Raw genomic sequence first — 27,000 nt, 5'->3', positions numbered from 1 at the left:
CTAGGACCTCCGGAGCCGGATCGCCTCGAAGACACTAGGGTCTACCAGGGTTGACGTGTCGCCGAGCTCCCGACCCTCGGCGATGTCGCGCAGCAACCGGCGCATGATCTTGCCGCTGCGGGTCTTTGGTAAACCGGGCACGACGTGGATTTCCCGCGGTCGGGCGATCGGCGAGATCTCTTTTGCCACTTGGGCGCGCAGTTCCTCGACCATGCTTGTTCCGCCATCGGCGTGGCTGGCCAGCAGAATGACGAACGCGCAGATTGCCTGTCCCGTCGTGTCGTCGCTGGCACCGACGACGGCAGCCTCGGCCACTCCCGAGTGCCCGACGAGCGCGGACTCCACCTCGGCGGTGGAGATGCGGTGGCCCGACACGTTCATCACGTCGTCGATGCGGCCAAGCACCCAAATGTTGCCGTCGGCGTCGTATCGCGCCCCGTCTCCGGCGAAGTACCAGCCCTGGTCGGCGAATCGCGACCAGTAGGTCTCCTTGAAGCGCTCGGGATCGTTCCAAATGCCGCGCAGCATCGACGGCCACGGCTGATCGAGCACTAGGTAGCCGCTGGGCTGTTCGCCGTGGTCCGCAGCTGGTTCGAGCTGCTTACCGTCGCCGTCGACGATCTTGGCCGAGATGCCAGGCAGCGGTGTCATCGCCGAACCCGGCTTGGCGGCCGCCACACCCGGCAGCGGCGAAATCATGATTGCACCTGTCTCCGTCTGCCACCAGGTGTCGACGACTGGGATCTCGTTGGCGCCCAGGGTATCCCGATACCAGCGCCACGCTTCGGGGTTGATGGGCTCGCCGACCGATCCTAGTAATCGCAGGCTAGTCAGATCATGCGCATCAGGAATCTCGCGGCCCCACTTCATGAAGGTTCGGACCAGCGTGGGGGCCGTGTAATAAACGGTGACACCATACTTTTCGATGATCTGAAAGTGTCGGTGCTCGCTGGGTGAGTTGGGCGTGCCTTCGTAGACGACCTGCGACACTCCGTTGCAAAGAGGGCCATAGACGATGTAGCTGTGCCCGGTGACCCAACCGATGTCGGCGGTACACCAGTACACATCGGTGTCGGGTTTAATGTCGAACACGTTGAAGTGGGTGTACGACGCCTGGGTGAGATATCCACCGCTTGTGTGCAAGATGCCCTTGGGCTTACCTGTGGTTCCAGACGTATGCAGCACGAAGAGCGGTTGCTCGGCGGGGAACGCCTCGGCGGTGTGCTCAGACGACGCGCTGTCGACGACATCGTGCCACCAGACGTCGCGTCCGGCGGTCCAAGATGTCTGGATGCCCGTGCGCCGCACGACCAGCACGTGCCATACCGAGGGCTGATCTTTGACCGCGATGTCGGCGGCGTCCTTAAGTGATACGACGTTGCCTCGCCGAAACTGGCCATCGGTGGTGATGACCAGTTTGGGTTCGACATCCTCGATGCGTGCCCGTAGGGCTCCCGCGGAGAATCCCGCGAACACCACCGAGTGCATGACACCGAGTCGGGCGCAGGCGAGCATGGCCACGATCGCCTCCGGGACCATCGGCATGTAGATGGCCACCCGGTCACCTGCTCCCAGGCCAAGGTCGGTCAACGCATTAGCGGCCCGGCATACCTCGGCCTTTAACTCGGAGTAGGTGATCCTCCGGGAGTCTCCGAGCGGCTCGCCCTCCCAGTGGACGGCCACCCGACTGCCGTTGCCCGCCTCGACGTGACGATCGACGCAGTTGTAGGCGACGTTGAGCTTGCCGCCGATGAACCACCTGGCCACTGGAGCGTCCGACCAGTCTAGGACGTCGAGGAACGGCGTCGCCCACGACAATCGCTGGGCCTGCTTGTCCCAGAACGCCAACCGGTCGGCGTCGGCCTCGCGGTACAGGTCAGCACCCGCATTGGCCCGAGCGGCGAACTCGGCGGGCGGCGGGTAGGAGGTGGCGTGGTTGGGTTGGGCGTTGTTGGCGGATGGAAGCGTTTCCACTGGTATGACCGGCTTTCCTGAGGGTGATCGTTTGTGTGTGCTTGTGCGCGTCAGAACGACTCAAGCGCTGTGTCGCGGTCGCTCACGAGCAGGTTCTTATCCGGCTGGGGAGTTGACGAGCGTCATGTATGCGTCTGGACGGTCGTCATCGTCGACTATCCAGATCGCGAGGTGGGAAAGGTCTTCGGTGCCAATCCGGCGGCGGCTGCCGTCCGTTTGCTCGAGGTGACCGGCCTAAGTTGGATCGGATTTCCGCGTCACGTCGAGTGCGTCTGCCACTGCGTCGACGCCGAGCGGGGGTCGTGCACCGGTATACCGCAGCCGAAATACGCGCCGCCACCGGCGTAAACGGCGCGATCGGCATGGATCTGAACCGACGGTTGATGCCCTCCACCGAGTCGGTCGCCGCCCGAAATGCCGTCGACATCGCGGCGAACGTGATGGCCTCCAGTGCGATCAACGGCATCAGGTACTGCGCATGGCTGCTCGACACGACGACGATCGCCTTGTCGAAGTTGTTCTGTGCGTTGCTCATTGAGCGTCCCCTCAGCTCGCCCCTCCGCATGTGGGTATCCGCGGCTGTCGGCCAACGCGGTCGCCAGAGTTGACCCTGTCTGGTCGAGTGCCCGCAGAGGTGCTCGCCGACGGCATCAGCACCTGCGGGGCATGGGCAGTAGCTGGGGCGCTTCCTCAATGACGATATGTGCGTGGGTGCCGCCCACCCCGAACGAGCTGCCCCCGGGGCGTTGGATTCCGTCCCATTCCTCGCGAACCGCAGTCGGGTTGCCGGACGGGCGAACGAGGTCTGATCCGGATGCAGCTCCGGACTCGGGCGCGTGAAGTGGAGAGTCGCGGAAACCGCCTTGTTCTTCAGGCACATAATTGTCTTGATTAGGCCCGCGATGCCAGCTGTGGTGGCCGACACTCGATCTCATCGCCCCGAGGAGCCCAATGGAAGGCCACGTCGACCTCCTTGAATCGCTGCATACTGCAGACTATGTTAACACTCCAGACAGCCGAGTCGTTTCGGCGCATGAACCGGACTGAGAGGGATATCCGTGACGCTCGATGAGGCATCCACGGCACTGATGAACCACTTGGCTGAATCGGGGATACCGCCAATCTGGCAGCTCAGTCCACAGCAGGCGCGCGACATGGGCGCGGCGATCAAAGACATCTATGGGCGCGGACCGGAGATGAAGTCAGTCGATGATTCAGTTCTGCGCAGTAGCTGTGGTGGTGAGTTTCGCGTACGCGCCCTTCGGCCGACGTCAGATCCAGAGGCTGCAATCGTCTACCTTCACGGCGGCGGCTGGGTGACGGGCACTATTGACGAATTCGACACTTTCGGAAGAAAACTCGCCGAGGCGACTCGATGCACGGTCGTCCTCGTGGACTACCGCAAAGCGCCAGAGCACCCTTACCCAACAGCAGTTGAGGACGCGTTTGCCGCGCTTAAATGGGTGGCGCAACGCATGGACTACTTGACCGGATCGTCATCGAAGCCATTGTTGATAGCAGGAGACAGTGCCGGCGGCAATCTCGCCGCCGTCACTGCAATCCGGGCCAAAGAACTTGGGGGCCCGGCCATCTCAATGCAGATCTTGGCCTATCCGGTAACAGATGCCGACTTTGACACACCCTCGTACTGCGCTGCCGAGAACCAATTAGTTTTGACACGCGAGGCAATGATGTGGTTTTGGGACCACTACCTACCTGATTCTTCCCGGCGGCGCACCACAATCCAGGCTTGCCCCCTGGGCGCGGAATCCTTGGCCGGACTGCCACCAGCGGTAGTGCTCACTGCTGAATACGACCCACTTCGTGACGAAGGAGAGGCGTACGCGACGCGTTTGGTGGAGTCAGGCGTTGACGTCAAACACAAGCGCTTTGCTGGCCAGATGCATGGGTTCCTCACCTTCGTCAACGTTCTTCCCGGAAGTGAGGATGGCATACGGTTCATCGGAGATAGCGTTGCACGTGCTTTTGGCTCGGCGGACCTGCAGTGACCCGTACTGCGCCGACTTTCGAAGTTGATTAGCCAGGACATTAGAGGCCGGTGTCCGACGCCGAGGGGTTTGACGCACCGAAACGGCAAACGATCAACTCGTTGACTGCCAACGTGATTCGGGTGACTGGGTGTCGTCGACCCGTCGGCATTTTGGTGCGGCTCTCGTCGGGGGGTTGACTGCGCTGAGGGCTCGTTGCGGACGGACCCGTTGCGCGAATGGGTATCGAGGTGTCGGTCGATCCGTCGAGGTGCAACGTGGTCGCTACCGCGGCGGTAAGCCACCGGCGTGCTGATAATTCGACGCGACTGTCTGCCCGTCAAGGGGATGGGTGTGGTACTCGGGTCTGGAGCCGCCGTCTCGGTCTGCAGACCAGTTGTGCGTCGCGACCCGTTGATCCCTTGCGCCGGCACATGATGGCGTTCCGCGCCGGCCGAACGCCGCGCTGCGCGTCGCATTGCCGGTAGTGTTCGTGATCGCAAAGAGATGCGCGGCAGCGCTTCGCACGGTAATTCAGAATGCTCGCTGACGTTGGATCCCACGGAGAGGAGACGGCAGATGACTACGCCCAGCCCTTTTGTGGTCCCGCTGAACCGGCGCGAGGCAGTGACTGCGAAATTACGGGAGGACATTACCACCGGCAAACTTGCGCCAGGCCAACCGATCACTGACGCTGAGCTGGCAGAACGATTGAATGTCAGTATCACGCCAATTCGTGAGGCTGTCTCACAGCTGATCGCCGAGGGGTTGATCGTATCGTTGCCCAACAAGCGACGGCGCGTCGCGATGCTGACTCAGACCAAGGCGATCGAGCTAACAGAGCTGATCGGCATCCTGATGACGGCCGCCGTCAAGCGCGCTTCACGCCGGCTCGAAGTTGAGCAGTGGTCAGCGCTGCTCGCGAAGGTTGTTCGTGCGTCGCGCCTGGTAAAAAAGACACCTGACAAGGCCGTCTCGTTGCTAACAGAGGTTAGCCACGAGATCGCTAGCGCCGCCGGTAATACGGAATTGAGCACCGCGATTCGGACGTCGATGCAGCGGATCGATCAACTCCTCACGCTTAGCCCGGGTGAGTTGCTGACTGATGTCTTGATTCCTGGCTGGATTGAGGCCCTGACCCTCCTGAGCGAAGGAAAGGCTGCCGCCGCTCGCGCGCGTCTTGAGAAAATGCACACCTTGGCCGCCGAGAGCCTGTCGGAGCGGTGGGAAGAAAGCGTTACCCCACAGAGGGCGCCGGACGGCGTAATGCTCAACTCCCGCGTGCCACGCTCCAGTTGAACGCGGGCGGGGTGGCTCCAGGTCGTTCGATGCCACGCGGTCAGCGAGTGATTTCGCGCCGGCGTCCGATGACGCAGGGGTTTTTCTCGCAGAGTTCACGCTGCGGGGGTTGGGGGCCGCGGGGCTTGGTAGCGCGCGGTTTACCGGCGACCCGGGCTGTGATGGTCGCGCTGGGTCGCCGCCGATGGCCACAGGTCGACTGGTGGAAGCGCTACCGCTTAGCAAAGCCGCGGTAGCGGGGCAGCTCATGGCAGACGCTTCACCGTCTCTACACCCGGTGCGGTGACGGCATCGATGATCAACGACAACCGTCAGGATGCGCTCCAGTAGTCAGATGCTGTCTGCCCCTGCGCTGCCGGTTTGGCTTCCAGATAGAACGCGTCCCATCTGTTCCCGTCGCCAATTTCCCAGTGTTCAACTGCCAAGCCGTCCTCGAAGCGAAACGCCCCCATTGCTGGCATTTCCCACACCTCGCCGTCGCGTTCGATGCGGAATCTGGCGTATATGATCGCGAAACTGTCGTCGGCGAGAACTTGATAGATCTCGACTGGAACTGGGCCTCCCAGTTCTGTTCGGCGGCGCGCGTAGTTTTGCGTGAAGTCGAGCCCGCCGGTCGTCGCGAGCCGGACCCCCCAGTGTGAATCACGAAGTCCGGGGACATTCGCTGCACTGCGTCCGCCACGCGTCGAGAATCGTCAGGGGCTTCCCCATCGGCACGGTAAAGATCGGCCAGCCACATGGCATTTGGGTGATCGGCACGCAACATTCTGACTCCTGTCAGCTCCGGACCTGAACGACGGCAACCGCCGCGGACAGAATCTTCATCCCTGGGTACGAACTTGCCGTCGAGCTGCGAGATCATCGCCTCCGGTCGTTGCCGGCTTGGTCGCGCTCTTGCCGAAACGGAGTGCGAGGCGCGGCAGCGCTCTGGTCACCACGTAGTACTTCACCATGCTGCCGGGCCATTGGGTGACGTTCCGGCCGGTCGACGTGTAGTAGTAGTTGTGGCAGTTCGACTGGGCTGTCGCCGAGTAGTGAGCGGCGAGCTGCTTGTCGATCCAGCGCACGTAGCGGTCCATCATCGGCTGGGTGACGCCGACCATTCGGGCGCCGCGGCGCCGCATCCGCTTCAGGGCGCCTACCAGCACGTTTGCCTGGCACTCGAGCTGGTGGATGATCGAGCCGCCATTAGTGTTCGGCCCATAGAGGATGAAGAAGTTGGGGAACCCTGCGACGTTGATTCCGAGGAATGCGCGCGGCCGGTCACGCCAGGCGTCGTGCAGCCGGACGCCGCCGGGTCCGGTTACCTCGAGGTCGGCGAGGAACTCTGTGGTGCGGAATCCGGTGCTGAAGATCAAGATGTCGACGGCGTAGCTCATCCCGTCGGCGTCGACGACCCCGGATTCGTTGGCCTCGATGACCGCACGCGGAACCAGCGTCACGTTGTCGCGTGTCAACGCCGCGTAGTAGGTCGTCGCGAACACCGGTCGCTTGCAACCCCATGGGAAGTCCGGTGTCACCGCCTTGCGCAAGTCCGGGTCAGAGATCTGCGACTCGATGAACTTCTCGCACATCCCACGCACTTCTGGCTGTGCGTCGCTGCTTGCGTCGTACGCCTTGGCCAACCGGTTGAACGAGCTCTTGAACAGCAACTTGTAGTGCTGATAGGTCTGCAGGATTGGTTGCCTGCGGTAACGCGTCCGCTCTTCCTCGGTGAACGGCCGCTCGCCCTTTGGCATAATCCAACCCGGCTCCCGCTGAAACACGTAGAGGTGCTCGACCTCGTCGGCGATGGCGGGCACAACCTGGCAAGCCGTCGAGCCCGTGCCTACGATCGCGACCCGCTTACCGGTCAGCTCATGGTCGTGATTCCAGTGTTGAGTATGGAATGACGTGCCCTGGAACGTATCCAACCCCGGCCACTCGGGGTACTTGGGGTCGTCTAGAAGACCCAGGCAGCTCACCACCACGTTGAAATCGTGCTCGTCGCCGTCGGCGGTGCGCACCGTGTAGGTGGCGGTGTCTTCGTTCCAGCTCACAGCCTCGATACGGGTGGAGAACCGGAAGTGGTCGCGGACGCCCATCTTGTCGATGACGTCCTCGGCGTATTGCAGGAGCTCGGGCTGCTTGGCGTGAGTGCTGGACCAGTCGTAGGTCGTGAAGGAGAACGAGTAGAGGTGCACGTGTAGGTCGACCTCGCAGCCAGGGTAGGTGTTGCGCCGCCAGGTGCCGCCAGGCCCGTCCAGCTGCTCGAACACCGTGAAATCGCTGAAGCCGGCGCGCTTCAGCATGACCGCGGTAGCGATGCCTCCAAAGCCGGCACCGATGACCGCCACGCTGATGGGTTTGCCAGAACGCCTCAAGGTCAGAATCCTCCGTGGTGCCGTCGCCGGCCGAGGCTCGTCCAACGAGGCGGGGGCGGCGAGGTGGTCGTGATGCCAAGTCGCCGTTGATTTCTCGTCATCTCGTCGCTCATAGCTTCCTCTCCTGCTCTCCTGGCGGCACTCTGCTCGGGGCGGGGTGACACTTCTGTGCTGACACCCACGCCTCGACGAATCCGTAAGGCGGGTCATCGATTGCCTTCTGGCCAGCCCACGGATACGGACCGCCACTGCTGCGGCCGCGCAACCGGAAGTCCAGAGGCCAAGCCGGAATCCCATAGCCGACAAAGCAGCTAGCCCTAAGGTTGCATCACTAGCAAACAGGTGGACCCACGCTCGCGGCAAAGATGTGAACTGGTGCTACTTCTACCTGCCAACGGGATCATTCGGACCCGCAGCGCGCCTTAGGGTTTCCGCTGAGCACATCAGGGCGTCGATGTTCGGATACGTCTCGCCTCCGGAGTCGATCGTCGCTGTTTCTGCACCCTCGATCTGGCAGGTCGATGGCGGGCGGCTGAATGCCCTCGTGCCGCAAGCAAGCTATGTCAACAGTCAACTATGGAGGACGTCAACTCGATGGCCGGACCACTGCACGGATTGCGAATTCTCGAACTGGCCAGCATCGGCCCCGGCCCACACGCCGCGATGATCCTCGGTGACCTCGGTGCCGACGTCGTTCGCGTCGAGCGGCCAGGGAAGCCCGGTGGGATACCGAAGGGCAGCAGAAACGCCACCCTGCGCAATCGTCGCTCGGTGGCCGCCGACCTCAAGACCGACGAGGGTCGCGACCTGGTGTTGCGGCTGGTCGCCAAGGCCGATGTGTTGATCGAAGGCCTTCGGCCCGGTGTCACCGAACGCTTGGGCCTCGGCCCCGAGGACTGCGCAACGGTCAACAAACGTTTGGTCTACGCGCGGATGACGGGCTGGGGTCAAACCGGACCGCGTCGTCTTCAGGCCGGCCACGACATCAACTACATCTCGCTGAACGGTGTGCTGCACTCGATTGGGCGCGCAGAGGAACGACCCGTCCCGCCGCTGAACCTGACCGGCGACTTCGGTGGCGGCTCGCTTTTCTTGCTCGTTGGGATTCTTTCCGCGCTGTGGGAGCGGCAGACCTCGGGCCTGGGTCAGGTCGTTGACGCGGCGATGATTGACGGCTCCAGCGTGCTCAGCCAGATCATTTGGCAGCTGCGTGCCAGCGGCCGATGGTCTGATGAGCGGGGCACCAACGTGCTCGACGGTGGTGCGCCCTTCTACGACACTTACACCTGCGCCGACGGCCGTTACGTCGCAGTCGGGCCCATCGAGCCGCAGTTCTATGCGGCCATGCTCGACGGGCTTGGCCTGCAGGCCGCTGGCCTGCCTGATCAGAACGATGTCAGCGGCTGGCCAGAGCTGCGCGCCAAGATCGGCGGGGCGTTCGCGTCGAAGGATCGCGACCATTGGGCCAAGGTGTTCGCCGACAGCGACGCGTGCGTGACGCCGGTGCTCTCGTTCGCTGAGGTCGAAACCGAACCCCATGTCACTGAGCGGGGCACGTTCTACCACGACGGTGACCACCTGCAGCCCATGCCCGCGCCGCGCTTCTCCCGCACCGTGCCGTCGGTTCCTCAGCCGCCGGGGGAGCCCGGGGCGGACACCGAAGCCGTACTACGCGATTGGGTGTAGCGCCCAACCAGCCCGCTAGGTCGGCGTCGAGTCGTGCTGCCTACCGGTGGCGGTTGATCCGGGGTTTGTGGTGTTCCGGGTGGGATCGGTACCTGTTGAGCGTGGGTGGTGGCTGTGACGATGGTGACCTGTGGTGGTGGTGGATGACCTGTGGGGTTGGTCCGCTGGACGGAAGGAGTTTCGGTGACGGATTGTCCTGCTAGGACCGAGGATCAGGTGGCGCGGTTGGTGAACCGTTTTGACCATCATGATCCTGGTTTAGGTGTGAACACGGTGTCCGGTGTCTACGGGTGCTTGCAGCAGGTCGAGGGCGTCGCCAGGACCGACGCCCATGGCGGTTATTGGATGCTGACCCATCTCGAGGACATCAGGACAGCGGAGTTGGCGCCGGAGGTCTTCACCTCTGCGGAGGGGGTTTTCCTTCCGGGGCATCCGGGTGACCCGGTCATCCCGCTGGAGCTGGAGGGTCCGTTTCACTCGGCGATACGTGACCTGTACATGGGGTTGTTGAACATTCGTAATGTGCGGTTGTTTGAGCCTTATATTCGTGCCCGGGTGGGGGAGTTGCTTGCTGAGTTCCGCGCGAGTGGGGGAGGCGACTTCGTTGAGCGTTTCGCGGCGCGCCTGCCGATCGATGTGGTCGGTGAGATCATCGGGTTTGATGACACCTTCCGGTCGCAGGTGCGGGGCTGTGTCGATCGTTCGGCGGCGGGGTTTAGCGAGACGAATGACCCCACCGCGGGCGCAGATTTGCAGGCGTTGATTGCCGGGGCGATCAAGGATCGGCGGGAGAACCCGCGTGACGACAAGCTGACCGCGATTGTCAATGCCGAGATCGGTGGTGAGCCGCTTACCGACGCGCAGTTGCACGGGTTTTTGACGGCGTATGTGGTGGCGGGTTATATGACGACCGCGCATGGCCTGGCGGCGTTGGTGTTCGAGTTGGCGCGGGATCGGGCGTTGCAGGACCGTGTTCGGGGGGATCGTGGGTTGATCCCGACGGTCGTCGAGGAGACGTTGCGGGTGTATCCGCCGGTGCATAGTTTCTTCCGTACGGCCACCCAGGAGACGCAGGTCCGCGGGACGACTATCGCGGCGGGTGACAAGGTTGCGTTGATGTTTGGTGCGGCGAACCGCGATCCGGAGCGATTCGATGATCCGGACACGTTTCGCGCGGACCGCGAAAACGCGCGTCAGCACTTGGCTTTCGGGTTTGGGGCGCACGTGTGTGCGGGTGCTCACCTGGCTCGTGCCGAGATGCGGATCGCGCTGGAGGCCCTCGTCGAGCAGTGCCCGCCTTTTGAGTTCAGCGGCGAACCACGATGGCCGGAGAAGTTGATCATCGGCCAACATTTGGGCCTAGAGAGCCTGCCGATTCGTTTCATCGACTAACCACCCACGAAGTCAGGAGAAACATGAACCCGGGTGATCTTGCCGCGATCCAGCAGTTGTATGCGGCCTACTGTCATTTTGGTGATCGCGGCGAGGGTGAGCGTTTTGGTTCGTGTTTCACCGAGGACGCCCGGCTGGTCACAGGGACTGGCGAGCGTGTCGGTCGCGACGCGATCGCTGAGTTCGGCGCCCAGGTCTCCAAGATGTTGCCCGGCATCCGCCACCTCGTCAGCAACGTTTGTGTGGATGGTGAGGGGGACCAAGCAATCGGCGAGGCGTACGTGATTGTGCTCGCGACCGCTCAGGGTCCGAAGATGGTTTTGAGTGGAAGGTACACCGACCGGCTCCGTCGCATCGACGGGAGCTGGTTGTTTAGCGAGCGGATCATGACCGCCGACTACACACCCGGCGCCGACGAGTCCCGCGCGCTGGGCGTGGCCCAGACGCATACAGGCGGACTACCGTGCTGCTGAGTTCGCCCGCCCTCTAGATTCACCCAGAAATGCGCCCAAACTGTGATCGCTGTGATCGCAGCCCCATAACCACCTAGATCTGGTCGGGTTGCTCGAACCAGGTGACGTGAGCGCCGTTAATCGACGCTACATCAGCATCCCCGAGGCGGCCGAATACCTAAGCATCAGCACAAAGTTCGTCCGGAATGAACCGTTCCGGGTTAAGTCGTGCCAACGCACGCTCCAGGCATGCTGCATCACATCTCCGTGATCACCGGACGACTCCGCACCAGTCCTCTAAGTGAGTCTGTCGAGCTCTCCGCCGGCGACTTCGTGCGGGTTCCCGGGCGATGCCCCACACGTACTCGGCTGTGTCACTGATCGAGTCACTGCGCACATGGTCATCACCGTTCCCGACGTGCGCCAGTTCGGGCCTACGGTCCGCGACGGGTCCCAGATGTCAACGAGTGGCGCTTTAGACAAGCCGGTTGCATGATGGCGACCCGGAAACTGGACACGAATGCCTCAGCCGGACAGCGATCGCAACCCCTTTGTTGCCCGGCACTCAAGGACCGTCGCGCCGGTGCCGTCTCGGCCTTAACTGCTCACTCCAGATCGACGGCTAGGCCGTGGTAGCACATCGGATGACTCGCGCACTCTCGTGACAGCTTCTTGCAGGCGCCCTTGCAATCGTGCGACTCTGAGTAGCTGAAGGGCGATGTTTGTCGATCCGAACATGGGGAGCACCCCGATGAACGTTCGAACCGAAGGCGTAGCGCCGTGCAGCTGCTCTAGACAGCCGAAGACATAAAAGCATCCCATCGTGAACAGCGTCGCGGGTATTGAGTAGGCAAGCAGCGAGCGGCCGTCAGAAATGATTTCTCGCGCGTAATCCAGCTCGTCCTGCGACATGGGTTGGCCTTTACGCAGTTTGGCCAGAGCCGCTTTGTGAGCGCCTACTTCTTCGCCCAACGAAGCGGGCTTGCGATCTTCCAACCGACGTATGAACAAGAATGCACATGTTATGAACGAAAGTCCCAGCACAGCAACAACTATCGTGAGACATCCATACAAACCGAAATCCACTCGCCCGCTCCTATGTCTTCGCCGTGACGGTGCCGTCGGAGGTGATCGCCGGGTCTCCGTCTTCCCAGAGCAGCAGCTGACGAACTGCGGAGCGCGGTCCGTGGGGTCGAAGCATCGTGCTGGCCGGCCGCGGCCGCACCCGCAGCGGCCACCAGAACCATCGCCCGAGTAGCGCGGCGATGGACGGGGTCATGAACGCGCGCACGATCAGCGTGTCGAACAGCAGACCTAGTGCGATGGTGGTCCCGATCTGGGCGAGAACCCGGAGATCAGCGAACACGAAGGAGGCCATGGTGGCCGCGAAAACGAGGCCGGCAGAGGTGACGACCGATCCGCTGCCGGCGATGGCGCGGACGATGCCGGTATTGAGTCCTGCGTGAATTTCCTCCTTGAACCTGGAGATGAGCAACAGGTTGTAGTCCGATCCCACCGCCAACAGCAAGATGACGGCGAGCGCCAGCACGATCCAATACAACTGCATGCCGAGGATGTCCTGCCAGAGCAGCACCGACAGGCCGAATGAGGCACCCAGCGACAGTGTGACCGTGCCGACGATGACGATCGCGGCGATCAGGCTTCGGGTGATGAACAGCATGATCAAGAAGATCAGGCTGAGCGCGGCGAGTGCTGCGATCATGAGGTCGTAGGTGGCGCCGTCTTGGATGTCCTTATACGTCGCGGCGGTGCCGGCGAGGTAGATGTGGGAGCCCGCCAAAATGGTGCCCTTCACGGCGTCCTTGGCCGCGTTTCTGATCGGGTCGATGCTGGCGAGGCCCCGGGGAGTGGCGGGATCGCCTTCATGGGTGATGATCATTTGGGTGGCTTTGCCGTCCGGTGAGAAGAATAGCTTCAGGCCCCTTTTGAACTCAGGGTTGGTGAAGGCCTCGGGCGGCAGGTAGAAGGAATCGTCGATTTTGGCGGCGTCATAAGCCTGGCCCAGAGCGGTCGCGTTGTCGGTGTTGGCCCGCGTTTGGGCGTTGATCCCGGAATTGGTGGCGTAGTTGGACAGCGTCAGCCTTAGGTTTTTTTCCTGATCGGCGATCTGTGGCGGCAGCAGCGTCACGAGTTTCTGTTGGCCTGCATCGAGTTTGTCCAGACTCGCGCTCAGTTTCGTGAACACCTGGGTGAGCTGATCGATTCCGTCAATCGCGTTGAACACGTCTCTGAATGTGGAACAGGCCGGGATGTCGTAGCAGTGCTTCTCCCAGTAGAAGTAGCTGCGAACCGGTCGGAAGAAGTCGTCCAGATTGGCGATCTCGTCACGCAGCTCAGTGATGATGGCAATGGTGTCGTGAAAGCTTTTAGTCTCATCGCTTGTCGAGGCGGCGAGGTCCTTCTGCAGCGTGTACTGCTTATTCAAGATGCTGAGTGTGTCCCTTAGCTGGTCGGCTTGCTTGAGCAGGTCGTCCGCGCGGTCTTTCTGATATTGCAGGTTCTCAATACCGCCAACGTTTCCGGCGCTGATCTGAAAGGGTATCGACGTGTGCACGATCGGGGTTCCCTGTGGCCGGGTGAGGCCCTGCACTTTCTCGATGCCGGGTAGGTGAAAGATGGCTTTTGCGATCCTTTCGACGACGAGCATGTCGGCCGGATCGCGCATATCGTGGTCGGCCTCGACCATCAGCAATTCGGGATTGAGTCGGGCCGTCCCGAAATGCCGCTCGGCGGCTGCGTAGCCGAGATTTGCCGGCGAATCTGCGGGCATGTAAGGGCGGGCGTCGTAGCTCGTCGTATATCCGGGCAGGGCCAGCAGACCGATGAGCGCCACCGCGACCGTCGCCACGAGAATGGGCCCGGGCCAGCGAACGATGGCGGTGCCGACGCGCCGCCAGCCGCGGGTCCGCATCGCGCGTTTGGGGTCGAACAAACCGAAATGGCGGCCGATGGCCAGCACCGCCGGGGCCAGGGTCAGCGCGGCTGCCAGCGCGACAAGGACGCCGGCCGCAGCTGGAATCGCCATGGTCTGGAAATACGGAAGCCGAGTGAAGTGCAGACAGAACACCGCGCCGGCGACCGTCAGGCCCGAGCCTAAAATGATGTGCGCGGTCCCGCGGTACATCGTGTAGAAGGCCGCCTGACGATCCTGGCCGATCAAGCGCGCTTCGTGGTAGCGGCCGAGGATGAAAATCGCGTAGTCAGTTCCGGCGGCGATCACCAGTAGTGTCAGCAGATTCGTCGAGTACGTCGACAGCCCGATAATCCCGGAGTTCGCCAGAAGGGCGATGACTCCGCGGGACGCGGTCATCTCGACTATCACCGTGAAAAGCACGAGAAGCGCGGTGACCAGAGAACGGTATACCCAGAGCAGCATGACCAAGATCACCACGATGGTGATGAGCGTGACCTTCAACGTGCCTTTGCTGCCTACTTCGAACTGGTCGGTGACCAGCGGTGCGGCGCCGGTGACGTAAACCTTGACTCCCGGCGGTGGCGAAGAGTGGGCGACGATGTCGCGCACTGAATCCACGGACTGATTGGATAATGATTGGCCCTGGTTCCCGGCAAGATTTAACTGCACCAGGGCGGCTTTGCCGTCGTTGCTTTGGGAGCCCGAGGCGGTCAGCGGATCCCCCCAGAAATCCTGTATGTGCTGGACATGCTTGGTGTCTCGCGAAAGCGTTCGTATCAGACCGTCGTAGTAGTGGTGGGCGTCAGCGCCCAGCGGCTGATCGCCTTCCAGGACGATCATGGCCGCGCTGTCGGAATCGTACTGCTGGAACACCTTGCCGATGCGTTTACTGGCCTGCAGCGCCGGCGCATCCTGTGGGCTCTGCGACACGTTGTGTGCCTGGGCGACCTTCTCCAGTTGCGGCACATAGACATTGGTGACTACCGCCAGGGCAACCCAGAATGCCGCGATGGGCACCGAAAACCGTAACAACATCCGCGGTACCGAACGCCGCGGCGCGTCACGGTCGCTCATGCGGACTTCACCAGGCAGAACGTGTACGCGTTCACTGTGTTGACGACCCTTTCGTCTTTGACTTCGCCGTCCACGGTGATGCGACAGCCCAGCGAATTGCTATTGCCTTGCGCCACAAGGTTGCTGAAGGCGCCGGGCTGTGTGGTCACCATATCCAATGACCACGGCAGCGCTGCATTGATGACCTTTTGCGGCTGTACGTTGATGTCAAGGTAGTTGATGGTGGCCACCGTTCCAGGGTCGCCGAAGACCTCGAGAGCGATGTGCTTCGGGTTGTAATCCACGTCATTGCCGATCGGACCAGCAGTCGACGTGTCGTTATCCGAGCCGAAGATGCCATGCAGTCGATAGACTCCCGAGCCCGCGGCGGCGACCACGACCAACGCGACCAGAACGATCCAGGCCCGCTGGAGGCGGCGGCTGATCGAAAGGCTATTCATGGCGACGCGTGCCACCTCAGCTGCGCCGTTGCAGCATGGCGGCCGGGCAGCTTCTCACTGTGGTAACCTAACTGGTACAGGTAGTAATTGCAAATTGTATCTGGTGTCAGGAGCCTAGCATGATTGCCGCGTCATCTGGGCTCGACGGCCGCCCTGATGCTGAGAAGCCCCCACTCGCCGAGGATCTAGTGCAAGCCGCGCTGCGGGCCGCTGAGAAGCGGGGCAAGGATGTAGCCGATGTGCCGGTGCTTGCGATCGCGCGTGAGGCTGGGATCTCCCGTAGCACTCTGCTACGTCGCCTTGGCGGCACACGGGCAGCGTTAGACGAGGCTGTCCGCGCCGCCGGGGTGGATCCAGGTGGGCAGGTTCCGGTCCGGACGCGGGCGCTGAACGCGGCGGCTGCGTTAATCAGCGAATCTGGTTTAGCTGCAGCAACTTTGGAGGCGATCGCCACGCGTGCCGACTGTGCGGCGCACAGTCTCTACATGGCCTTTGGCAGTCGTGATGAGCTGCTGCGGATCGTGTTCGAACGCCACAGTCCCATTCCCGATTTCGAGGATGCCCTCGACGACGCCAGCGACGATCTGACCGCTACGGTGCGGCGCCTGTATCAGGCGCTGGCAGCAGCACTGGGCCGCGAACCCCGGGTAGCGACGGCAATCGTCGCCGAAGTGTTCGCCCGTCCCGCCAGCCCAACCGTACAGACGCTGAGCCAACACGCGGTTCCTCGGATGCTGGATGTGCTTGGGGCGTGGCTGAATGCGCAGGTGCAGCGGGGGCGGATACGCGATCTGCCAATGCCGTTGCTCATTCAGCAACTGACAGGCCCGATGGTGATCCACATGCTTGGCCGACCCGCCCTTGCCACCGCCGCTGTGGTCGAGCTGCCTGACCTGGACACCGTGTGCACGGTGTTCGCGACGAACTTCGTGCGGGCCATCGCTGCCGACTGACGTAACACACTGCGCTGGAACGATATTCGTGCCACAGAACCCGCTCGCGGTCGTCCACGGTCTGCCCGAAGAGCGCGATCGCTTCGTCGAGCCGGCCTGCTGACGGTTAGGCGTCGGCGAAGTTGTTGAGGAAGTCAGTGCGCCGACCGCCCGACAATGACGTGTCTTGGCTGAAACGGCTCTGACCTCGCGTTATGCAGCGAAGATTAGCGGGCTGGCGCAACACGCCGAAGTCTTGTCAAAGTAGGCACCGCTATTGAGCTTTTAGTATCCGCACAGGCTGACAGTGGCGTCGGACACGATCGAGTTGGCGTCGTCGGACGACGTCACTATACCGGTCCCCAGCACGGCGGCTCTGCGCGTTTCCGGGTCGATGCCTCGGTTTCCATCGGCGGGTCCGGCGATCATGCAGGCCGTGTAACCGGCCTTGAGCAAGGCTGCAGGGTCACCTTTTATGCCGTCCCACGAGGTCAGGCGCAGGTAGTGCGATTCCTTGCACGTGCGCTCTTGGTCCCAGCCGCATTCGTTATCGGCATGCGCGATGCCCATCGTCCACGCGCCACCAAGAGTGTACGTACCGGCCGCTACGAGCGTCAGTATGACTTTCTTCATCACTGTATGCCGCCTTCGTTGTCGTACTTGCGGTGAGTCCATTCCCGAATTCTCACCATTCACCATTTACCACGAGCGCTGATGACGTGACCGCGCGGATGTTCGTATCGCGGCGCTCGCATAGGTGCTGCTGCTGATCTCCCGGCGGCCACTACTCTTGTGCAAAGGGGGCTGCGCGCTGCCGGGCAACTGCGGCGGCTCTGTGGTGGGACGGTCAACGGCGAGACGCAGACAGGTGGACGTACGTGCTGCTGCGCCACGAACAGCGAGCCGGTGTGCGGACATCTCCACTGGCGCATTCAGATGGACCATCAGGTAATGCCTCATACGTCGGACCGCCTGGGATCGGTTAAGCGGGGCCTCAGCGGGCCTCGTAGCTAAACATTCCCGTCGTCCAAGCCCCGTCGGCGACGAATGCTGCGCCCGAGCAGTAAGACGACCGGTCGGATGCGAGGAACGCCACCAGCTCGGCGATTTCGGCTGGATCAGCGGCGCGGCCCATCGGCAGTGTTCGCTTCAGCGTGTCGTTGGCGGGATCGAGGACGGTCGGAGCCATCTCGAGCAGCATCGGGGTGGCAATGACGCCCGGGCAGACGCAATTGACCCGGACGCCTATCGATGCCAGCTCGAGTGCTGCGGCCCGGGTCATCCCTAGCACAGCGTGCTTTGAGGCGCAGTAGGCGGCCATCCCCGCGGTGCCGCGGGTCGCGTCGACCGATGCCACATTGACGACCGCCCCGAGCCGGCGCTTCACCATCTCAGGCAGGAATGTTTGCATCCCGAGGAAGGTGCCGGTCTGGTTGACCGCGATGATCCGCTGATATTCATCGAATGAATCGGCTGCGATCGGAGTCGGCCGGCAGATTCCTGCGTTGTTCACGAGGATGTCCACCTGCCCAAATTCGGCAACTGCCAGCTCGCGCAGGTCCTGCCAGCTCTGTGGGATCGCCACATCGTGGTGGACGTACAGGCACCGGCCATCGAGCAGGTCGAGCACGCGCTTGGCTGCCTCGTCATCGACATCGGACAACACGACCAGCGCGCCCGCGCGCCAAAGGGTTTGGGCCACTGCGGCGCCGAGCCCCTTCGATGCTCCGGTCACCACCGCCACCCGTCCATTCAGCGATGTCATCAGGGGCCTCCTGTTACAGATCATCCGAACTTCATGGGTCCACGCGTCCTTGGCTGGGTCGCCTTCTCCCGAGGTGCCATGGGCTCATACGGAGCCGACGCCGCGCCTACAGTAGCGGGGCCAACCGGCTCGCCTTGTCGTGATTCGAGGGCTAGTCCTGGTGGGATCGATACCCGTCATGGGGGCTGATCTGTTGCGACAATGACGCCTGCGTCCTTGGATGCGCGATCGAGATTGCCGGGTGGTTTTCGGCCACGTCCGGGGGTTTTCGCGGCGGGGCCGTGCTCATCGCCGGGTTCGGTGCATCGATGTTTCACCTCTTCGAGGGAGGAGTGAGGGCTATGCGCGCCGGGTTGGCATTGTTCGCACAGAACTTCTGGGATTGGGACAGGTTCGAGGCTCGCGAACGCGACGAGGACGTCGCTACGGCACCTGATCTACCCGATAGCATCGTCTTCGCCGAAGAGGTCGAGTTCGGGATGGAGGCCGAGCCGCTCGGCTTCGACTCGCTGTGGACCGTCGAGCACCACTTCACGCCGTACACCATGGTGACTTATCCGTTGCAATTCCTCACCTACTTCGCCGCTCGCAGCGAGCGACTCGATATGGGATCGATGGTCACCGTGCTGCCGTGGCACCATCCCCTTCGCGTCGGCGAGGCCGCGACCATGCTGCAGGGCTTCCTAGGCGAGGACCGCAACCTCTACCTCGGTGTCGGCCGCGGCGCGGGCCCGGCGGGAGTTCAGCGGCTTCGGCATCGACATGGGCAGCTCACGTCAGCTATTTGCGGAGTCCGTCGACGCGCTCCGGCTGGCGCTCACATCCGAGAAGTTCTCGTATGAAGGCCAGCAGTTCCAGATCCCGGAGACAGCGTTGCGACCCCAGCTTGGCGGCAACCGCATCGTCGAGAATATGTACGGCGCGTGGGGCAGCTCCGAGTCCGTGCCGATCATCGCGGGTGCCGGCCTTAAGCCCATCCTCAACCCGCAGCGGCGGTGGTCCGAGTACGACACCGAGCTCAACCAGTTCGCCTCCGTGCGTGCCGAGATCGGCTTGGCGCCGGCACAGCCGATCACCGTCGTGTGGGCATACTGCGCGGCCACTGAGCAGCAGGCCCAAGAGGGGGCCAACAAATACATGCGCGAGTACGCGGCCACGGCAGTACGCCACTACGAGCTCGGCGGAGAGCACTTCGCTTCAACGCAGGGCTACGAGTTCTACGCGGCGATGCGCGAGCATGGGGACATCGCAGCAGGCATGGGGCAGATTTGGATCGACAACCACCTGTGGGGCACCCCCGAGCAGTGCGTCGAAAAATTGCACGCCCTCAACAGCGGCATCCGCCCCTCGCAGTTCGTCTTCGTCATGAAGTTTGGGTCTATGTTCCTTGCCGTCGCGCGGCGCAGCACCCGTCTGTTCGCCCGCGAGGTGATCCCCGTTATCCACGACCTCCCCAAGAACGTTCCCACCGCGATATCGCCGGCCGAAGGCCACACAACCCAACAAAAAGGAGCCGTTCGTGAAGCTAATTGACCAAGTCGCGCTCGTCACAGGTGCCGGCTCTGGTGTGGGGTCGGCGACTAGCGAGCTCTTCGCGAGCAAGGGAGCGGCCGTCGTCGTCGCAGACATTGCGCAGGAAAACGCCGAGAAGGTCGCGGCCGGCATCGTTGAGCGGGGCGGACGCGCGGTCGCGGTGCATTGCGACGTCACTTCGTCTGATCTGGCCCGTGCCGCGGTTCAGACGGCCGTTGAGGCCTTCGGCGGCCTCGACATTTTGATCGGCAACGCGGGAGTCCGACTCCTAGGGCGTACCGACGTCGTCGCGATCAGCGAGGACGACTGGGATGTCCAGTTCGCGGTGAATACCCGCGGCAACTTCCTCATGGCCAAGCACGCCGTGCCAGAGCTGCGCCGCCGCGGTGGGGGCAGCATCGCGTTCACCGCCTCGGTAACTGGGCTTAATGCCATGGCGGGGAACCTGGCCTATGGGGCCACGAAGGCGGCGCTGATTAGCATGACCAAGACGATGGCGATCGAACTCGCGCCTGACAACATCAGGGTCAATTGCGTGTGCCCCGGTGGGGTTCGCACACCCATGACCGAAGAAGGCCTCGCCCTGATGGGCCCCGATGGCGAGCAGATCCTCGATGACATCATGCGCCGGACGGTGCCACTGGGCGGCCAGATGATGGACGCCGACGACATCGCCCACGCCTTCCTCTACCTCGCCTCCAGCGCAGCGAAGAAAATCACCGGCACCTCCATCGTCGTCGATGGCGGCTGGTCGGCCATGCTGCCCCGTCCCTAGGCGGCGATCTTTCGCGGCCCGAATCATGTTCGTGCCGAACACCTCCGGCGGAAACGCCGGCAACACCGCGGCCCCCGGTCGACCAAAACTTCACCGGCACAAGGTATTTATCTCTTGAGGTTGCCGTCTGCCCAGTGGCTGGGGCCCGGCGACATGGTCACACCCGAGGCATGCGCGCTTCGACTTGCCGCGTGTTCCTCGAAAATGCCTGGCAGCCGGTGCCATCGCCGAAGCGGCTGGCCGGTGCGGCGGCCGCTAACCGCCGGCCATGACCGGCATCGACCATCGGCGTGTGCGCCCAGCGTGGTCGCGCGCGCCGAGGTCGCCACCAGACGCCGTCCTGGGCCACACCCTCCCGGGACCAGCGAACTCGCCGCGGAGTTCGACGATTCGTGGCTACCTGGGGCCAACTGTTCCTTCGCCTGGCGCACATCTCACCACGTCGGCAGCCGCTAATTGGTAGTAACCCTACTAGCGACTGATTCAGCGTTGTACCTCGTTATACGTCACTGTGATGAGAGTCTGAATCCAAGTGGCAAGAGTCACTCTGCTCCCGAAGGCATAGGAGGTGCTGTGGCTAAGGCTGAGACATCACTGGTCCGATCGCTGCAGCGCGGGCTGCAGATTCTCAACGTGGTCGCGCTGCGAGGCCCACTACATGCGAAGGGCGTCGCGCGCTCCGTTGGGCTGTCCTTGCCAACGACCTACCACCTGCTGAGGACTTTGGTCCACGCCAGCTACCTTTCCCGCCTCGACGACGGAACATACGTCCTCGGTGAGCGGCTGAGCCGGGACGGTTGTAGCCGGCGGCCGGTGGCCGTGCCGGAGCGGGAGCTAGCGTGATGTCAAACTCGGCGAGGACGCCCACCTTGATCCAGAGCTTGCAACGCGGTCTGAAACTGGTCGAGGCCATCATCGAGAACGGTCCGCTGACGGCGAAATCGCTTAGTGACATCACAGGTATAGCGCTTCCGACGGCATATCATCTGCTGCGCACACTGATCCACGAAGACTACCTGCGTCGCCTTGTCGACGGTCGATACACGGTCGGTTCTCAGCTGATCTCTGTTACGCAGCTTGAGGGTAGGGCGCGCAGCTTTCGTCTGGCGCGGGACCTGATGGCTGAGTTAGCCGCTGAAACTCGAGGACACGTCATGATCGGTGTCGTCAAGAACGCGGATATCGTCGTATGGAGTGCCATCGAGAATCCCTGCGCCCCGCCAATTAACTGTCGGCCTGGTACGAGGCTGCCCGCTCATGCGACGGCGGTTGGCAAGAGCATCCTCTCGCGGATGCCATCAACGGTGCGGGATGAACATACGCGGCGCCACCCGTTGCACGCCTGGACCTCACAGACAGTGGTTGGGTCGAGGCGACTCGAGAGCGACCTAGCTGTGGGTGGCGTAGCCCGCAGCGAGCAGGAATACATCTACGGTTTGTCGTGCGTTGCCACCGGGCTGGACGGAATGCAGGGCCTCGCGGCAGTCGGTGTGGCATATGCGTCGACCCGCCCGGCTTCGGGCCGCGCGCGCGTCGACGACCTACTGGTTAGCGCCGCCGAGCGGATCTCATCTGCGCTTGATAGCGCGGTGAACCATCCGGGCGGTTGTCTCGAAGCGGTGTAGGAACACTCGTCGTCCCCATCGCCCACGTAGACGGGGTGTATCCGTCCGTGCCCGACGCAGGTTTGAAGTAGGCTATCCGCCAGCAGCGCAACCGATTCCACGCAATACAGCAATGCCTTGCGGTGAGGGCCGCGCGTCCCGCTGCGTTCGGTCTCCCCGCGCCCGTCGCGGCCGCCGATCACGGATTCGCCAGCCACAAGCGGACCTCAGCATGTCTAAAATCGGGCACGGCGGCTTCGCTACGCTCCGCGGCCACTGCTGCCCACCACATTCCACGATGCGATCGGCAATCCCGCATTGGGCATTTGAACCAGACCGCATTCAGCTCGCAGGCGCAAGGCGTCGCACATCGACACTGGCCACTTTGGTATTGAGGCCATCCGATCCTCCATGAGCCCGACTTGGTGATCAGGGCGTCGGTGATTTCCACGCTGCGTCGTTGAGAACGTCCTCGCGGCTGGCGTCAAGTTCTTCGCCGGTCCAGCGAATCGCACCTGGCGTTCGGCCAAACCGTGGTGCGACAGCCGACATCCGCATCGGCCCGTACTGCGGATCGTTCACCGTCTCGATTGTGCCCCTGGCTGCGTAGTGCGGATCGGCGAAGATGTCGGAGATATCTAACTCGATGCAATACGCGACATCGTTGTCGTCGCAGATTCTCTTGAGCTCGTCCGTCGAGTGGCTTTCGACCCACTTTGCGAGCAGCTCATCGAGTTCTTCGCGATGTCTCACTCGAGCTGAATTTGTGATGAAGCGGGGATCGGTGGCTAGTTCGGGTCCACCCACGGTCTCGAGGAGGCGCTCAGCAACGGGTTGGGTGCTGGCCGTGAGCGCAAACCACTTCCCGTCGGACGTCTGCCACGTCCCCACCGGTGCAACATAGCTATTCGACGCGCCCTCCCTAAGGATGACCTTGCCTTCCTGATCGTATGTTCCGGTCGTTAACTCCATCAGCCTGAAGCACGCTTCATACAGCGCGAGGTCGATCTCCTGCCCTCGTCCCGACCGCTGGCGCTCGATGTATGCGGCCAGCACCGCGCCCGTACCAGTTAAAGCGCCGACATAGTCCCCAATGGGCATACCCGGATGTACCGGCGGGCGGTCGGGAAATCCGTTGATCGACGAGAATCCGCTAAACGACTGGGCTATCCGTCCGAAGGCCCGTTGACCACTATTGGGCCCGGTCTGTCCGAAACCACTGACGCGGATCATGATCAGACCAGGATTCTCGGCTTCGAGCGATGGATAGTCGAGACCCCATCGCTCCATAGTGCCGGGAGTGAAGTTTTCGATGAAGATGTCGGCCGACCGGACGAGCTGACGCAGGATACCGCGGTCGCTTTCGTCTTTTAAATCCAAAGCGATGGAACGCTTCCCGCGACCATTGACCTTCCACCAGAGTGGCGCCTCGGAGTGAGAGCCTAGTTTGCGTATCGGGTCGCCGATGACCGGCTGCTCGACCTTGACGACGTCGGCGCCCCAATCGGCGAGCATAGTTCCAATCATCGGGCCGGCGACCAATTGTCCGATATCGAGCACTCTTACACCCACCAACGGGCCCTGACTTGCGGGCCGATGATCATGCATTGTCATGCGCTTACCTCAAGTTTGTAGGTGCAGTTACTTGATGTCGCTACGCCGCGTTCGCGGCTTGGGTCTAACGACGTAGACGTCTTTGGTGTGACCGTCCGTTCCCTCTTCGGCCTTGCCTGCCTAGGCATTTGGGTGCCTCGGGATAGAACAAGTTTCTCGTCAAGCGTCTTCTCGAGATGGTACCGATCTCGTTCACGCGCAATGTGGTTGCATTTACACCACGCTGGTCCATTTGTGACTGGTATGAGCGGTCGGTCGGTACTGGTTGCAAGCACACCACGTTGGTAACGAGTGGCGGGGCTAACGTGGCAGCGGTGAGCAACCCTCTGCGCGACGCGTCGGCCATTGTGGGCGTCGGCCACACTGAGTACTCCAGAAAGTCCGGCGTCACCACCCTCACTTTGGCGGTTCGAGCGATCCGAAACGCCCTAGCTGATGCAGGGTTATCCGCAGACGACGTCGACGGCGTAGCCTGCCACCGCGTCGGGGATTCGGTCGACCCCGGGCTCGTGGCACAAGCCCTCGGCATCGCTGATCTTAGATTCGGGCGAGATATCTTCGGCGGCGGAAGTACCTGTCTCGCACCGTTAGACGCGGCAGCCACGGCGGTGGCCACCGGACGCGCTAACTGCGTCGTCGTCTGGCGCGCGTTGAATGCCCGGTCGGGGCCACGAATGTCGGCAGCGGCTGCCCTGCCCGGGATGTCCCCAGACATCCAGTACTGGCTTCCTTACGAGCATGTCTCCGCACCACAACAATTCGCTATGTTCGCCCGCGCCTACATGCACAAGTACGGCATGACAGCCGAAGATCTCGGGCGAGTAGCGATTGCGCAGCGCGACTACGCGGTGCTCAATCCTCGAGCAATGATGCGTAAGCCGATCAGCATGGACGACTACCTCGGTTCTAGGTGGATTGCCGAGCCACTGCGATTGTTGGACTGCTGCTTAGAATCCGACGCCGCCGTAGCGCTGGTGTTGACATCGACGGCCCGAGCCCATGACCTTCCGGGCATACCGGTCACCGTCACCGCGATCGAATTCGGCGGCGGGAATCAACTGGCCTCCAACCATCACGCCGATGTCACCGTGTCGGGGGCAAGCGCTATGGCACCCCGGCTGTATGCCGCTGCCGGTCTAGGTCCTAACGACATCGACGTCGCCGAGTTCTACGACGCGTTCACACCGCTGGTACCTCTGCAGCTTGAGGCCTACGGCTTCTGCGGACCCGGCGACGGAGCCCAGATGATCGCTGACGGCGAAACGCGGCTGAATGGTCGTTTGCCCGTCAACACTCACGGTGGACACTTGTCAGAGGGGTACGTCCACGGACTCAATCACGTCGCCGAAGCTGTTCATCAACTGCGCGGCGAATCCGGCGACCGCCAAGTCGTCGGCGCGGAAATTGCGCTATCGACGGCCCAACCCGGTATATACAGTGGCCTGACAGGTGCTGCCATCCTGAGGCGAGCCGCATGACCCCGCGGACTTATCCGACGACAGATCTCGACTCCGCTCCGTGGTGGGAAGCGCTGCAGCGCCGTGAGCTGCAGGTGCAGTGCTGCGATGACTGTCATCGGTTGCGGTGGCCAGCGCGCGCGATCTGCAATGACTGTCGTTCAGAACGGTTTCACTGGTCGCGTGCCAGTGGATTAGGCACCGTGGCGTCTTGGACGGTGACGCATCGGTCCGGGTCGGAAGATGCGGGTCAATTCGTTGTAGTTCTCGTCCGGCTTGATGATCAGGATGACATCCTCATTCCGGGCTACGTCGACGGGCCGGCCGATGGTGCGGGCCTCAGCGTCGGCATGCCCGTCGAGGTGGGGTTCGACGAAGTCGACATCGGCCAGAACGGTTGGCGACTTGTCGTCCTTCGCTGGCAGCGCTCCGACCAGTGAGTGCAGCTACGCGCGCTCGACCAGAAGCCAAGCCAGCTCAGAACATCGCTTCCCTCTGTGGAGCTGGCTGAGGAACTGGGGGCCGCGGATTCCCTTGCAGCGCACCGCAGAAGGCGTTACGCGCGGTCGCGTGAAGCACTGCAGAGCTGTCAAAGGGGCCCCACCTGGGTACCGAGCTGTTCGATTATTGATCATTGCTGACATACCGGCCGATGAGGCAATCCCACGGGTCCTCTGCGCTTAGCGTTAGGCGCCCGAGTCGGCGAGCGTAGTAACCAGTGCTGCCGAATTCGCAAATCCAGCTTCGTGCACGCATCGTGGACAGCCAAAGTGGATGCTCGATGCTGACACCGATGGCACCGTGCAGCTGATGGGCAATTGTTGTGACTTCTGCGGTGACACCGCCAAGCACAACCTTTGCGATTGTCACGGCGTAATCGGCTTGCGCACTGGCAAATCCGTGATCTGCTGCGGCGGCTACAGCTAATGCCGTTGTGGCCCGGCCTCTTTCGATTTCGCCGGCCATGGACGCTAGCGAATGCTGCACAGACTGGAATTTGCTCAATGGCCGTCCGAACTGCACTCTTTCACGGCAATGCGCCACCGAAGACTCGGCAGCAGCATCCAGCGCTCCGATGACCTGGATGCATCGTGCCCACGCACCGCGGCGCACCAACTCCCTAAACACCGCCGTGTCAAGTCGGCGTACTCGGTCAATCGGCAGGTCGAAGCTGATCCGGTCCGATGGCTCGCCGGCGAGATTATGGCCGTCGGTTATCTCGAGTTCCGTCGCGTCGATGACTCCGATGTACATACGGCCAGGGGTACGGGCGACCAGCACCATCGCGGCTGCGGCCCGCGTCCATCGGACACCGGTCGCGGTCCCCGTGATGCGTTGGCCGCAGGTATCAGCATCGGCGATGGCGATAGTCAGTGGGCCCGCAGCGGGTAGGGACAGCGCGGATTCCCGCCCCAGCCACGCCGCCAGCAGGTCGGTTTCGGCGATGGGGACGGCGCCTGCATGGCGTGCTAAACCGCGCAGCACCATCGCGAGCTCGGTTGGACCTGCGCTCATATCCGGCGTAGTGGTCAGCCGGGCCAGCCCGGTGTCCTCAAGGTTGCGCCACAGCGCGTCGTCGAACTGTTGTGGGCGCCTGCGCTGACCGATACGGGCAGTAAACGATCGGCGGCCGATCTCGTCGACAAGGGCACGCAAGTCGGTAAGGTCGTCATCGGCCACGCTCGACCCGAAAACTCCTCCCGCCATAGCGGTTTCC

At 62.6% G+C, this 27,000-nt stretch carries 21 protein-coding genes and 1 pseudogene; 13 read left to right on the top strand and 9 right to left on the bottom strand.

Features of this window, described 5'->3' with window-relative positions:
- Together acs and ACZY0B_RS11815 are read right to left on the bottom strand one after the other, a co-directional pair.
- The gene (gene acs / locus ACZY0B_RS11820; protein ID WP_463764284.1) at window positions 1-1,974 is read right to left on the bottom strand and encodes an acetate--CoA ligase; all 1,974 of its coding nucleotides are present in this window, start codon (window positions 1,972-1,974) and stop codon (window positions 1-3) included.
- Window positions 1,975-2,278: 304 nt separating this feature from the next.
- Window positions 2,279-2,461 (bottom strand): annotated as a pseudogene (locus ACZY0B_RS11815) (antibiotic transporter); the annotation flags it as partial.
- 571 nt (window positions 2,462-3,032) lie between these two features.
- On the opposite strand from ACZY0B_RS11815, the gene ACZY0B_RS11810 reads away from it, so the two are divergent.
- Window positions 3,033-3,983 (top strand): alpha/beta hydrolase, encoded by a 951-nt coding sequence (locus tag ACZY0B_RS11810; protein ID WP_463764283.1) that lies wholly within the window; start codon window positions 3,033-3,035, stop codon window positions 3,981-3,983.
- A gap of 558 nt (window positions 3,984-4,541) precedes the next feature.
- Window positions 4,542-5,261 carry a GntR family transcriptional regulator gene (locus tag ACZY0B_RS11805; RefSeq protein ID WP_463764282.1) on the top strand — a complete coding sequence of 240 codons (720 nt, stop codon included), beginning with the start codon at window positions 4,542-4,544 and terminating at the stop codon, window positions 5,259-5,261.
- Between the two features lie 821 nt (window positions 5,262-6,082).
- Here the strand turns inward: ACZY0B_RS11805 and ACZY0B_RS11800 are convergent.
- Window positions 6,083-7,624 carry a flavin-containing monooxygenase gene (locus tag ACZY0B_RS11800; RefSeq protein ID WP_463764281.1) on the bottom strand — a complete coding sequence of 514 codons (1,542 nt, stop codon included), beginning with the start codon at window positions 7,622-7,624 and terminating at the stop codon, window positions 6,083-6,085.
- 594 nt (window positions 7,625-8,218) lie between these two features.
- On the opposite strand from ACZY0B_RS11800, the gene ACZY0B_RS11795 reads away from it, so the two are divergent.
- From ACZY0B_RS11795 to ACZY0B_RS11785, 3 genes are all read left to right on the top strand, one after another.
- A complete protein-coding gene (locus ACZY0B_RS11795) occupies window positions 8,219-9,310 on the top strand; it encodes a CaiB/BaiF CoA transferase family protein (protein ID WP_463764280.1) in 1,092 nt (363 codons plus the stop codon).
- 273 nt (window positions 9,311-9,583) lie between these two features.
- Entirely contained in the window at window positions 9,584-10,702 is a 1,119-nt protein-coding gene (locus ACZY0B_RS11790; RefSeq protein ID WP_463764279.1) for a cytochrome P450, read from the top strand.
- Between the two features lie 23 nt (window positions 10,703-10,725).
- Window positions 10,726-11,175 carry a nuclear transport factor 2 family protein gene (locus ACZY0B_RS11785; protein ID WP_463764278.1) on the top strand — a complete coding sequence of 150 codons (450 nt, stop codon included), beginning with the start codon at window positions 10,726-10,728 and terminating at the stop codon, window positions 11,173-11,175.
- Between the two features lie 1,075 nt (window positions 11,176-12,250).
- Here ACZY0B_RS11785 and ACZY0B_RS11780 read toward each other — a convergent pair.
- Together ACZY0B_RS11780 and ACZY0B_RS11775 are read right to left on the bottom strand one after the other, a co-directional pair.
- Entirely contained in the window at window positions 12,251-15,163 is a 2,913-nt protein-coding gene (locus tag ACZY0B_RS11780; RefSeq protein ID WP_463764277.1) for an MMPL/RND family transporter, read from the bottom strand.
- Entirely contained in the window at window positions 15,160-15,603 is a 444-nt protein-coding gene (locus tag ACZY0B_RS11775) for an MmpS family transport accessory protein (protein ID WP_463764322.1), read from the bottom strand. Before ACZY0B_RS11775 ends, ACZY0B_RS11780 begins: the two co-directional genes overlap by 4 nt.
- Before the next feature lie 119 nt (window positions 15,604-15,722).
- Here ACZY0B_RS11775 and ACZY0B_RS11770 point away from each other — a divergent pair, with 119 nt between their 5' ends.
- The gene (locus tag ACZY0B_RS11770; protein ID WP_463764276.1) at window positions 15,723-16,556 is read left to right on the top strand and encodes a TetR/AcrR family transcriptional regulator; all 834 of its coding nucleotides are present in this window, start codon (window positions 15,723-15,725) and stop codon (window positions 16,554-16,556) included.
- Between the two features lie 264 nt (window positions 16,557-16,820).
- Here the strand turns inward: ACZY0B_RS11770 and ACZY0B_RS11765 are convergent, their stop codons facing one another.
- Entirely contained in the window at window positions 16,821-17,171 is a 351-nt protein-coding gene (locus ACZY0B_RS11765) for a hypothetical protein (protein WP_463764275.1), read from the bottom strand.
- Between the two features lie 358 nt (window positions 17,172-17,529).
- A complete protein-coding gene (locus ACZY0B_RS11760) occupies window positions 17,530-18,300 on the bottom strand; it encodes an SDR family NAD(P)-dependent oxidoreductase (RefSeq protein ID WP_463764274.1) in 771 nt (256 codons plus the stop codon).
- Between the two features lie 341 nt (window positions 18,301-18,641).
- Between ACZY0B_RS11760 and ACZY0B_RS11755 the strand changes: the two genes are divergently transcribed.
- The 5 genes from ACZY0B_RS11755 (at window position 18,642) to ACZY0B_RS11735 (ending at window position 22,233) form a co-directional block, all read left to right on the top strand.
- Window positions 18,642-19,142, top strand: coding sequence for an LLM class flavin-dependent oxidoreductase (locus ACZY0B_RS11755; protein ID WP_463764273.1), 501 nt, complete (start codon window positions 18,642-18,644; stop codon window positions 19,140-19,142).
- Window positions 19,063-19,833 (top strand): LLM class flavin-dependent oxidoreductase, encoded by a 771-nt coding sequence (locus ACZY0B_RS11750; protein ID WP_463764321.1) that lies wholly within the window; start codon window positions 19,063-19,065, stop codon window positions 19,831-19,833. Before ACZY0B_RS11755 ends, ACZY0B_RS11750 begins: the two co-directional genes overlap by 80 nt.
- Window positions 19,820-20,608, top strand: a complete 789-nt coding sequence (locus tag ACZY0B_RS11745) for an SDR family NAD(P)-dependent oxidoreductase (protein ID WP_463764272.1) — start codon at window positions 19,820-19,822, stop codon at window positions 20,606-20,608. The genes ACZY0B_RS11750 and ACZY0B_RS11745 overlap by 14 nt, the downstream gene beginning before the upstream one ends.
- A gap of 573 nt (window positions 20,609-21,181) precedes the next feature.
- On the top strand, window positions 21,182-21,451 hold the full coding sequence (locus tag ACZY0B_RS11740) for a helix-turn-helix domain-containing protein (protein WP_463764271.1): 270 nt from the start codon (window positions 21,182-21,184) through the stop codon (window positions 21,449-21,451).
- 26 nt (window positions 21,452-21,477) lie between these two features.
- A complete protein-coding gene (locus ACZY0B_RS11735; RefSeq protein WP_463764270.1) occupies window positions 21,478-22,233 on the top strand; it encodes an IclR family transcriptional regulator in 756 nt (251 codons plus the stop codon).
- Between the two features lie 408 nt (window positions 22,234-22,641).
- On the opposite strand, the gene ACZY0B_RS11730 is transcribed toward ACZY0B_RS11735, so the two are convergent.
- Window positions 22,642-23,820, bottom strand: a complete 1,179-nt coding sequence (locus ACZY0B_RS11730; protein WP_463764320.1) for a CaiB/BaiF CoA transferase family protein — start codon at window positions 23,818-23,820, stop codon at window positions 22,642-22,644.
- A 707-nt stretch (window positions 23,821-24,527) separates the two neighbouring features.
- Between ACZY0B_RS11730 and ACZY0B_RS11725 the strand changes: the two genes are divergently transcribed.
- Complete coding sequence (locus ACZY0B_RS11725) at window positions 24,528-25,304, top strand: thiolase C-terminal domain-containing protein (protein ID WP_463764269.1); 777 nt, start codon at window positions 24,528-24,530, stop codon at window positions 25,302-25,304.
- Complete coding sequence (locus tag ACZY0B_RS11720; protein ID WP_463764268.1) at window positions 25,301-25,723, top strand: Zn-ribbon domain-containing OB-fold protein; 423 nt, start codon at window positions 25,301-25,303, stop codon at window positions 25,721-25,723. The genes ACZY0B_RS11725 and ACZY0B_RS11720 overlap by 4 nt, the downstream gene beginning before the upstream one ends.
- Before the next feature lie 184 nt (window positions 25,724-25,907).
- Here ACZY0B_RS11720 and ACZY0B_RS11715 read toward each other — a convergent pair whose 3' ends face one another.
- Window positions 25,908-26,990 (bottom strand): acyl-CoA dehydrogenase family protein, encoded by a 1,083-nt coding sequence (locus tag ACZY0B_RS11715; RefSeq protein ID WP_463764319.1) that lies wholly within the window; start codon window positions 26,988-26,990, stop codon window positions 25,908-25,910.
- Between the last annotated feature and the right edge of the window lie 10 nt (window positions 26,991-27,000).

The sequence above is a fragment of the Mycobacterium sp. IDUB_19 genome (genome assembly GCF_055419445.1).
The sequence above is the reverse complement of the archived record's forward strand: the minus strand, read 5'-3'. Positions and strand labels throughout refer to the sequence as shown.

Bases quoted from the DNA above. Each gene is read 5' to 3' on its own strand.
- ACZY0B_RS11730 (WP_463764320.1), bottom strand. From the start codon at position 23,820: ATGCATGATCATCGGCCCGCAAGTCAGGGCCCGTTGGTGGGTGTAAGA.
- ACZY0B_RS11755 (WP_463764273.1), top strand. From the start codon at position 18,642: ATGCGCGCCGGGTTGGCATTGTTCGCACAGAACTTCTGGGATTGGGAC.
- ACZY0B_RS11780 (WP_463764277.1), bottom strand. From the start codon at position 15,163: ATGAGCGACCGTGACGCGCCGCGGCGTTCGGTACCGCGGATGTTGTTA.
- ACZY0B_RS11720 (WP_463764268.1), top strand. From the start codon at position 25,301: ATGACCCCGCGGACTTATCCGACGACAGATCTCGACTCCGCTCCGTGG.
- ACZY0B_RS11805 (WP_463764282.1), top strand. From the start codon at position 4,542: ATGACTACGCCCAGCCCTTTTGTGGTCCCGCTGAACCGGCGCGAGGCA.
- ACZY0B_RS11725 (WP_463764269.1), top strand. From the start codon at position 24,528: ATGTCCCCAGACATCCAGTACTGGCTTCCTTACGAGCATGTCTCCGCA.
- ACZY0B_RS11760 (WP_463764274.1), bottom strand. From the start codon at position 18,300: ATGACATCGCTGAATGGACGGGTGGCGGTGGTGACCGGAGCATCGAAG.
- ACZY0B_RS11785 (WP_463764278.1), top strand. From the start codon at position 10,726: ATGAACCCGGGTGATCTTGCCGCGATCCAGCAGTTGTATGCGGCCTAC.
- ACZY0B_RS11750 (WP_463764321.1), top strand. From the start codon at position 19,063: ATGGGCAGCTCACGTCAGCTATTTGCGGAGTCCGTCGACGCGCTCCGG.
- ACZY0B_RS11715 (WP_463764319.1), bottom strand. From the start codon at position 26,990: ATGGCGGGAGGAGTTTTCGGGTCGAGCGTGGCCGATGACGACCTTACC.
- ACZY0B_RS11795 (WP_463764280.1), top strand. From the start codon at position 8,219: ATGGCCGGACCACTGCACGGATTGCGAATTCTCGAACTGGCCAGCATC.
- ACZY0B_RS11775 (WP_463764322.1), bottom strand. From the start codon at position 15,603: ATGAATAGCCTTTCGATCAGCCGCCGCCTCCAGCGGGCCTGGATCGTT.
- ACZY0B_RS11770 (WP_463764276.1), top strand. From the start codon at position 15,723: ATGATTGCCGCGTCATCTGGGCTCGACGGCCGCCCTGATGCTGAGAAG.